We start from the raw sequence: 9571 nt of genomic DNA on the forward strand, positions 1-9571 counted from the left end.
TACCTAGAGCCATCCCCATGCATCCCGCCTCCGACTACCTGACTTATTGCAAACTCGCCGCCGTCACCATGATCTGGGGCGGTACCTTTGTCGCCGGGCGCTTCCTGGCCGACCACCTCAATCCGCTGCTGGCCGCCAGCCTGCGTTTTATCCTCGCCAGCCTGGCGTTGTTGCTGTTCATGGCCTGCGCGCGTATTCGACTGTTACGCCCGAACCTTCGGCAGTTTGCGCAGCTGGCGGTGCTGGGCTTCTGCGGGATTTTTTTCTACAACCTGTGCTTCTTCTATGGGTTGCAGTACATCAATGCGTCGCGGGCTTCGTTGATCGTGGCGTTGAACCCGGCGGTGATCGGCCTGGCGAGCTGGCTGTTATTCAAGGAGCGGCTGAGTCGGATCAAGCTGCTGGGGATCCTGTTGTGCCTGGTCGGTGCCGGGACGGTCATTGTCAGCCGTAACCCGCAGTTGCTGCAGGCCACCGCCGATGCCTGGATCGGCGACCTGCTGATCCTTGGCTGCGTGGCAGGGTGGGGCGTTTATTCGTTGTGTGCCCGTGGGCTCAACCAAAGCCTGGGGCCATTGCAGACGGTCACCTGGTCGGTGCTGCTGGGCACGTTGATGTTGATCAGCACCGCGTTTGTCACCGCAAGCGTCAGCGTAGAAGCGCTCGGCCGCTTGCAACTCACCCAGTGGCTCAGCCTGGCCTACCTCGGCGTGTTGGGCTCGGCGCTGGCGTATATCGGTTACTACGACGGCATCCGGCGTATCGGCGCGACGCGCTCCGGCGTGTTTATCGCACTCAACCCACTGACGGCGGTGATCTGCGGTGCCTTGCTGCTGGGGGAGCAACTGACGGCGCCCATGCTGGCGGGCGGGGCCATCATCCTGCTGGGCATCTACCTGTGCAACAAACCCCTTGCACAGGCCAGGGCAATGGGGATTTGATAAGAGTACGGACAAACGCAGTTACGCTGTGTAGAATCGATTTACGCATACAAGAATATGGACTTGCGCTCACGCAAGCCTCGGCCGTCAGAGACTGATGTAACCATGAAGCTACTCGGCTCCCCCCTCATCTTTGGTGACTTCCTCGCCCGCAGTGTGCGAGGCCTTTCCTGCGCGCCGCCCTCCGACCTCATCCTTGCTCGCAAATAACCAATTGCTACCCACAAGAATGATGAGGCGCCGGCCATGACCGACCACTATGAAAACCCAATGGGCCTGATGGGCTTTGAATTTATCGAATTCGCATCGCCGACCCCGGGCACCCTGGAGCCGATCTTCGAGATCATGGGCTTCACCAAAGTCGCGAATCACCGCTCCAAGAACGTCCAGCTGTTCCGCCAGGGCGAGATCAACCTGATCCTCAACAACGAGCCCAACAGCATCGCCTCCTACTTCGCCGCCGAGCATGGCCCGTCGGTGTGCGGCATGGCGTTCCGCGTCAAGGACTCGCAAAAAGCCTACAACCGCGCCCTGGAGCTGGGTGCCCAGCCCATCCATATCGAAACCGGCCCGATGGAGCTGAACCTGCCGGCCATCAAGGGCATCGGCGGCGCGCCGCTGTACCTGATCGACCGTTTTGGTGAGGGCAGCTCGATCTATGACATCGACTTCGTCTACCTCGACGGCGTCGAGCGCAACCCCCAAGGTGCCGGCCTCAAGGTCATCGACCACCTGACCCACAACGTCTATCGCGGGCGCATGGCCTACTGGGCCGGCTTCTACGAGAAACTGTTCAACTTCCGTGAAGCGCGCTACTTCGATATCAAGGGCGAATACACCGGCCTGACCTCCAAGGCCATGAGCGCCCCGGACGGCATGATCCGCATCCCGCTGAACGAAGAGTCGTCCAAGGGCGCCGGGCAGATCGAAGAGTTCCTGATGCAGTTCAATGGCGAGGGCATCCAGCACGTGGCGTTCCTCACCGACGACCTGGTCAAGACCTGGGACGCACTCAAGAAGATCGGCATGCGCTTCATGACCGCACCGCCGGACACCTACTACGAAATGCTCGAAGGTCGCCTGCCGAACCACGGCGAACCGGTGGATCAACTGCAGGCACGTGGCATCCTGCTGGACGGCTCATCCATCGAAGGCGACAAGCGCCTGTTGCTGCAGATCTTCTCGGAAACCCTGATGGGCCCGGTGTTCTTCGAGTTCATCCAGCGCAAGGGCGATGACGGGTTTGGCGAGGGCAACTTCAAGGCGCTGTTCGAGTCCATCGAGCGCGATCAGGTTCGCCGAGGTGTGTTGACCGCCGACTGATCCATGTGGGGCCTGGCAGACTGCCCAGGTGCTTGACGAACATGCTCCGTATCCCAAGGTACGGAGCATTTTTTTTGCCTGCCCATTCAGAACCAGCTTGAAACAAACGCCTTTTCCTGGCCTGGGAACCCGATTGATCGCGATTTCCACACATGGGGGGCGCAAGAGCTGATGTTCTCCTGTGTCGCAACCGTGCATTCCGCGAACCCAACTTTAAGGAAAGACTGACTATGACAAAACAAACTCTGGCGGCTGCAGTGCTGGCTTTTTGCGGCTTTGCCGCCAGCTCCGCTTATGCGGCAGACGGTACCATCACCATCACAGGCTCGGTCAGTGGCACCACCTGCACCATCAGTGGCGGTACCGGGGCCTCGCCAGGTTCGGGCGCCAACTTCCCGGTAGTGCTTGACCGAGTGCAAACCTCGGCCCTCAAGGCCGCAGGCGATACGGCCGGCGCCAAGCGCTACTTTGTCTATGTTGGCGGCTCGGGTGGGTGCCCGGACGGTACCAAGGTCGCCGTACGTTATGAGCCGACCAGCCCTGGCATCAACCCGGCAACCGGCAACTTGCGTAACACGGCCACGGCAACGCCGGCCTCGCGGGTGGAGGTACAAATCCTCGATGGTGCGACCTCCACGCCAATGGACTTGCGCACCGGCAACAACTCGACCGTTGCCACCGTTACCAATGGCCTGGCGACCTTGCCGTTCTACGCACGCTATATCGCCAACGGTGGCGCGGCGGGCGCGGGTAATGTCACCAGCAGTGTGCAGTACTCGGTCACCTTTCCTTGATGCAGCCACGCAGATGACCATCGCCTGAGATCCTCGCTCGACCCGGCGGTCGGGCGCAGGACAACTGTTATCAAGGATTACCCGATGCAGGATTTACTGATGATCTTAAGTCGTCGAGCGATGTGCGTGGCGATGAGCCTGTCCTTGGGGATGGCCTCGCACATGGCGCACGCGGGCGTGGTTATCGACGGTACGCGACAGATTTACCCCGAGCAGCGACGCGAGGTCACCCTACGAGTGACCAATGATGACAAACATGCACCCCGCCTGGTCCAGGCATGGCTGGACGCCGGTGACCCAGAGGCAGCGCCGTCGCTGAGCGATGTGCCTTTCGTCCTGTCTCCGCCGGTATTTCGCCTGGACTCAGGCAAAAGCCAGTCCATGCGCCTGTCCTACACCAAGGCACCGCTGCCTGCGGATAGAGAGTCGCTGTTCTGGTTGAATGTACTTGAGGTCCCTGGTGCGACCAGTGAGTTTGATCCCACGCTTGAAGACGACCAGCGGAACCACTTCAAGTTCGCGTTCCGTATCCGCACCAAAGTGTTTTTTCGTCCGGCGCAATTATCCGGAACACCCGAGGAGGCGCCCGGGCTGTTGCGCTGGTCCCTGGCGCGGGTCGCCCAGGGCAACGAGATACAGGTGCATAACCCATCGGCGTATCACGTCACCTTCAACGACATTGCCCTGCTCATGGGCGCTGATCCCAACGCGAAAAAACTGATCCTGCCGGAAGGAATGGTGGAACCAGGAGGCACATTGAAGGTACCGGTGCCGAAAGCCGCGAAGGCAATACCTGCTGATGCGCGGGTGAGTTTCACCTACATCAACGATTTCGGTGGCTTTTCATCGGTGCAGCCTGCTGTGTTGCACCGCTGAACGCGTCCCCGGAACGTTGACGATGGCAAGCAAACGTACATTTCCCAGCGGCCACTGAAGTCATAACTATGCCTAGTCACATCCAGGTAAGGGTGCATCGTTGCGCCCCGATTTTGCCATTCCAGCCTCGCACGATGATGTTGGGTGGTTTGATGAGTGCGGCCGTGATGGCAAGCGATGCCGCGCTTGCGTCTGAGTTGAGCTTTGATCTGAACGCATTCTCCAGTGGCCTGGCGTCGTCGGTCGACACGTCACGGTTCAACACCGGCAACCCGATGAGCCCCGGCCTGTACCGCGTAGATATCGTGGTCAACGGCCAGGCATTGGGCCGCAGGGAGGTGGAGTTCGTCGCAGCCCAGGCAAAGGCCGGTGCGCAGCCGTGCTTGAGTCGCGAAGTGTTGGAAAAGATCGGTATCGCGATGGATAAAGTCGATACCGAGGCCCATGGGCGCGAGGTCGGCAACCCTGCCGCAGCCGGCCAGTATTGCGGCGACCTGGGGCAGTGGATTCCGATGGCGTCCAGCACTTTCGACCCGGGTGCGCTCGAGTTGGCCGCCAGCGTGCCGCAGGCCTATATGAAGCGCTCCATGCGTGGCTACATTGACCCCGAGTCGCTGGATGAGGGGATTGCCGCAGGGTTACTCAATTACAACTTCAGCACCAGCGCAGTCACCGCCGGTGAAGGTGACGGTCGTACTTACCTGGGCCTCAATGCGGGGATCAATCTGGGCGCCTGGCGCTTGCGGCACCAGGGCGCCCAGGCCTGGAGCAATCGCACAGGCTTCGAGACTTATCAGAACACGTCCACGTATGTGCAGCGCAGTATCATCCCCTGGCAGTCACAACTGACCCTGGGAGACACCTTCAGCAACGGACAGATCGTCGACGGGGTCCGCCTGCGGGGCGTGACCCTGGCCACCGATGACCGCATGCGCCCGCAGACGCAGCAAGGCTATGCACCGCAGGTACGGGGTGTCGCCGACAGTAATGCAACGGTCACGGTCAGCCAGAACGGCTACACCATTTATGAGACCACGGTGGCGCCTGGCCCCTTTGTCATCAGTGACCTGCATGCCACCGGTTACGGCGGTGATTTGATCGTCAGCGTGACCGAAGTCGACGGGCGTCGGAACACCTTCGTCGTGCCGTACTCAGTGGCCCCGCAACTGCTGCGGGCCGACACGACAAAATACAGCGCCACCCTGGGTGAGGTGCAGCAAAAGGGCATCGATGCCAAGGGGGCGAGCGTCTTTCAAGGCACTCTGCAACACGGCTTGACCGATGACCTGACGGTGTACGGCGGCGGCAGTCTTTCCAAAGGTTATGAGCAGGGAAAGGTTGGTGTTGCGTTGAATACGCCCGTCGGCGCGTTTTCGCTGGACACCGCCACCTCACGTACCGCGGTGCCTGACCATGGGCGCCTGACCGGGCAAAGCCTCGGGCTTGGCTACAACAAAAGCCTGCCGGCATCGGGTACGCATTTTGCGCTGGGCGCGTATCGATTCTCCACAGAGGGATACCTGAACCTTCCGGATGCCCTGAATGTGCGTGAGATCGCGAGCCGCTCCGGTGATGTCAACGGCTATGCCCGGCAAAAAAGCCGGCTCGACCTGACCATCAGCCAGCAACTGGGCATCGGCACCCTGAGCCTGTACGGCAGCTCTGTCGACTATTGGGGCGAGAACGAGGGCCGCCAGGTTTCATTCACCGCCAGCTACGGCTCGACCTGGAACAAGCTCAACTGGAACCTTTCGGCACAACGTTCCAGGGTCCAGGACACGCGACAACTGACCCAAAGCGAGCTCAGTGACGATGTGTTCTTCGGGCGTATCGGTCAACCCGGGCGCATTGATAACCGCTACATGCTCACGCTATCGATGCCCCTGGGGAGTGAGTCGAGGTCGCCGACGATCAATACTTCGCTGTCCCGGGATACCGGCGATACACGGGGTAGCCAGCAACAGGTGGGCATCAACGGCTTCCTGGGCGAGAACGCCGAGGTCAACTACGGTGTTTCCGCCCACCGTGCGACCAGTGAAGACACACGCTCCAGCCAGTTCAACACCTATGCGGGTTATCGCACCGATGCCACCCACCTGCGCGCCGGATATGGCCAGAGCCGCGATAGCTCGCAGCTTTCGTTCGGCGCCGACGGCGGAGTAGTCGTGCACGCCGACGGTGTGGCGTTCTCGCAAAGCCTGGGCGAAGCCTCGGCGCTGGTCCATGTGCCGGGAGCCGAAGGCGCCCGGCTTGGCGGCGGCGGCGGTACACGGGTCAACAGCAAGGGATACGCCGTCGTGCCCAATCTGACGGCGTTCCAGAACAATACGGTGGAGATCGATCCGGAAGGCATGTCGCTGGATGTGGAGCTTCAGGAATCGACCCGCAACGTCGTACCGACCTCGGGTGCGGTATCGCTGGTCAAGTTCGACACGGTCAACGGCCGGGCAGTGGTGGTCAAGGGCGTTCGCGAGAATGGCAGCCCGCTGCCATTTGCCGCACAGGTATTCGATGGGCAAGGGCGTGAGGTCGGTGTGGTGGGGCAGGCCAGTAAAGCCTTCGTCCGGGACATCCCGCAGGAAGGCCGCCTGACCGTCAAGTGGGGCAGCAAAATCGCCGAGCAGTGCGATATCCACTATCACATGCCGCCGGCGACCGCCGGCCAGCGACAGGTCACTACCGACTTCATGCAAGGGGTATGCGTGGCGAGCCAGGCTCGCCAGGTGGCGGGCCAGCCATGAGCGAGCGCCGATTCATGATTGATGCGATGCATGACTTATCCGATATGACAGAGGTGTTGTTTTCATGACTAGGTTTTCGCTTGTCAGCGTGGTGCTGGGAGGATGGATGGTGGCGCTGGAAGCTCAAGCGATCACCTGCGCCCCCGGCCCGTCGGTGAATATTACTATTCCCCCGATCACCGTTGCGGCCGGGCAACAGGTAGGACAAGTGATAGGGTCCGCCAGCGGCTATCGCTTTGATAGCCTTCCATCGTCCGCGCTTCGGTGTACCGAACGCATTGCTTTCGGGGCTCAGGCCAGGCTGGCGCTGGTCAATAGCCCGCCGACGGGCCGGACATTTTCCGCCAACGGGCTTTCAATGCCAGTGCATGCCACCAATGTACCTGGGGTCGGGTTTGCCTTGATGGCGAGGGACCCGAATCGGCCGTTCATGCCTATCAACACGGCAGGTGTCACACTGATTGTTGGAGATATCAGGGCAAGGCCCATCGTCCTCGGGCTTGATACCCGTATCTACTTTGTAGCCACGGGCCCCATCACCGGCGGCACGATCGCCGCCAGGAACCTTGCACGGTATACGATCACCGGCACGCCCATCAGCGGCGCCGGTTATTACGCGGTGAACTTCTCCAATATCACGATCAATGCGCCCCGCAAACCCACCTGCAGCGTCACCACGCCTTCGGTTGCAATGCCCATGCCGGCCGTGGCTGCACGTGACTTTCGCGGGGTGGGCAGCTTCGCCGGCAGCGTGACCCGCAACATCACACTGTCATGTGCGGGCGGCACCAGCGGCGCTACGCGTGACGTATTTATCACGGTGACAGACCAGACCACGCCGGCCAATCGCAGCGATGTGTTGTCCCTGACCCCGACCTCCGTGGCCAGCGGCGTCGCACTGCAATTACTGCGGGGGAGCACACTGGTGCGTTACGGCGCTGACTCCACGACCATTGGCAACCCGAACCAGTGGCTGGTCGGCACAACCGGCAATGCAACCGTGCAGATTCCTTTGACCGCACGTTATATCCAGACGGGCTCATCGATCCGGCCCGGCAGCGCGAACGGGTTGGCGTCCTTCACAATGAGCTACCGATGAGCATCGCGCTGTGGAGCAGGGGCCTTGGCGTGCTGATGAGCCTGCAGGCGATCGTCGCGCAGGGTGAAATCGTGATTGACCGCACACGTGTCATCTATCCGGGCGCCGCGCGCGCGGTGGTGATCAACCTGCACAACGAGGCTGACAGTCCGCGCCTGGTGCAGGCGTGGATCGATGACGGCGATGCGGCGGCGGCGCCCGAAAACAGTGATGTGCCGTTCACGATTACGCCACCCATCGTTCGCATGAATGCAAGCACCGGACGCGCCTTGCGGATCATGCATTATCAAACGCCGAAGCCGATGGCTGGCCGGGAGTCGGTGTACTGGCTGAACGTGCTGGCAATCAGGCCGAGCGTTGAGGCCTCGGCTGAAACCAACGTCCTGCAATTTGCCTTTCGTACGCGGATCAAGCTTTTCCTCCGGCCCGCCGAACTGCCGGGGCAGGTGCAGGACGCGGCTCATGCGCTGCAATGGTCCGTAAGCGGTGGAGGCGAGGCGGGGTTGGAGGTGCTTAACCCCACGCCCTATCACGTGACCTTGTCCGGGGTGGTACTGACACTCAGCGCAGTGGAGCATCGCAGCGAAGATCCGCCGATGGTCGCGCCCTATGGGACTGCACGGATTGCGATGCCCGGGCTGCCTCACGAGGGCCTGACCGGTACGCAAGTACAGTTCACCACCCTGGACGATGAGGGTGCCATTCAGCACCATCAGGCGCTGTTGCGGCCTGTCGCCTGTTCGTCGCTCAAGCCCTGCGCTGACGCACCAGGTGCTTGACCCCTTCGAACACCAGGACCATGACCGCGATCCAGATCGGGATGTAGGTCAACCATTCGCCGGCCTTGATGCCTTCACCCAGCAGCAGCGCCACCACCAGCAACAGCACCGGCTCGACATAACTGAGCAGTCCGAACAGGCTGAACGCCAGCAGGCGGCTGGCGATGATATAGCTCACGAGCGCCGAGGCGCTGATCAGGCCCAGCATCGGGATCAACCCGTACAGCTTGGGGTGGGCATCCATCACCGCAAAGCCCTGTTCGCCGCTTTGCACAAACCACCAGGCCACCGGCAGCATGAGCGCCATGTCCAGCCACAGTCCGCCCAGGTGGTCGGTCTTGAGGTATCTGCGCGCAATGAAATACAGCGGGTAACCGATGATCACCACCAGCGTCGCCCAGGAGAACCCGCCGGCCTGGAACAACTCGTTGAGTACCCCGAGGCCGGCAAAAAACACCGCGATCTTTTGCAGGTAGGACAACTGTTCGCCCCATACCAGGCGCCCGGTCAGCACCATGGTCAGCGGCAGCAGGAAGTAACCCACCGATACATCCAGGCTGCGCCCGTTCAGCGGCGCCCACATGAACAACCACAACTGCACGCCCAGCAACGCCGACGACAACACCACACCGCCGATCAGCCGAGGCTTGGCCGCCAGCACTCGCAGCAATTCCCAGACCCGCCGCCATTCGCCGCTGACGATCATGAACACCGTCATGCACGGTACGGTCAGCAACATGCGCCAGCCGAAAATTTCCAGGCCGCTCAATGGCGTCAGCAATGACGTGAAGTAATACATCACGGCAAACAACACCGAGGCCGACACCGATAACACAACACCTTTAGACACGCTGTCCTCGCGAAAACCGATTTCAAACAAGTAGGGGGAATTTCAACAGGGGATTATGGTGCTTTTGAAGCGGGAAGGGCGCGCTGTTTTGGGGCGTTTTTCAGGAAAATGTCTCGCGGCCGCTGTCTGGGTCTGCTTGGTAGGGGCAGTCGGGGTGTTGTTGTTGTT

General features: G+C 61.1%; 8 protein-coding genes. 7 read left to right on the top strand and 1 reads right to left on the bottom strand.

Annotation, left to right across the window (positions count from 1 at the left end; genetic code table 11):
- Positions 1–17 precede the first annotated feature (17 nt).
- The 7 genes from V3W40_RS33450 (at position 18) to V3W40_RS33480 (ending at position 8553) form a co-directional block, all read left to right on the top strand.
- Positions 18–941, top strand: coding sequence for a DMT family transporter (locus V3W40_RS33450; RefSeq protein WP_074846823.1), 924 nt, complete (start codon positions 18–20; stop codon positions 939–941).
- A 246-nt stretch (positions 942–1187) separates the two neighbouring features.
- Positions 1188–2264 (top strand): 4-hydroxyphenylpyruvate dioxygenase, encoded by a 1077-nt coding sequence (hppD, locus tag V3W40_RS33455; RefSeq protein ID WP_027606579.1) that lies wholly within the window; start codon positions 1188–1190, stop codon positions 2262–2264.
- A 230-nt stretch (positions 2265–2494) separates the two neighbouring features.
- Positions 2495–3058, top strand: a complete 564-nt coding sequence (locus V3W40_RS33460; protein ID WP_065927492.1) for a fimbrial protein — start codon at positions 2495–2497, stop codon at positions 3056–3058.
- 84 nt (positions 3059–3142) lie between these two features.
- Complete coding sequence (locus V3W40_RS33465; RefSeq protein ID WP_330216446.1) at positions 3143–3934, top strand: fimbrial biogenesis chaperone; 792 nt, start codon at positions 3143–3145, stop codon at positions 3932–3934.
- Between the two features lie 167 nt (positions 3935–4101).
- The gene (locus tag V3W40_RS33470; protein WP_330216447.1) at positions 4102–6675 is read left to right on the top strand and encodes a fimbria/pilus outer membrane usher protein; all 2574 of its coding nucleotides are present in this window, start codon (positions 4102–4104) and stop codon (positions 6673–6675) included.
- A gap of 64 nt (positions 6676–6739) precedes the next feature.
- The gene (locus tag V3W40_RS33475; protein WP_330216448.1) at positions 6740–7774 is read left to right on the top strand and encodes a fimbrial protein; all 1035 of its coding nucleotides are present in this window, start codon (positions 6740–6742) and stop codon (positions 7772–7774) included.
- Positions 7771–8553, top strand: coding sequence for a fimbrial biogenesis chaperone (locus tag V3W40_RS33480; RefSeq protein WP_330216449.1), 783 nt, complete (start codon positions 7771–7773; stop codon positions 8551–8553). Before V3W40_RS33475 ends, V3W40_RS33480 begins: the two co-directional genes overlap by 4 nt.
- On the opposite strand, the gene rarD is transcribed toward V3W40_RS33480, so the two are convergent.
- On the bottom strand, positions 8522–9403 hold the full coding sequence (rarD, locus tag V3W40_RS33485; RefSeq protein ID WP_065927790.1) for an EamA family transporter RarD: 882 nt from the start codon (positions 9401–9403) through the stop codon (positions 8522–8524). The two genes, V3W40_RS33480 and rarD, sit on opposite strands and share 32 nt — an antisense overlap.
- Between the last annotated feature and the right edge of the window lie 168 nt (positions 9404–9571).

It is taken from the genome of Pseudomonas sp. AM8, from assembly GCF_036346475.1.
Lineage (GTDB): Bacteria > Pseudomonadota > Gammaproteobacteria > Pseudomonadales > Pseudomonadaceae > Aquipseudomonas > Aquipseudomonas marginalis.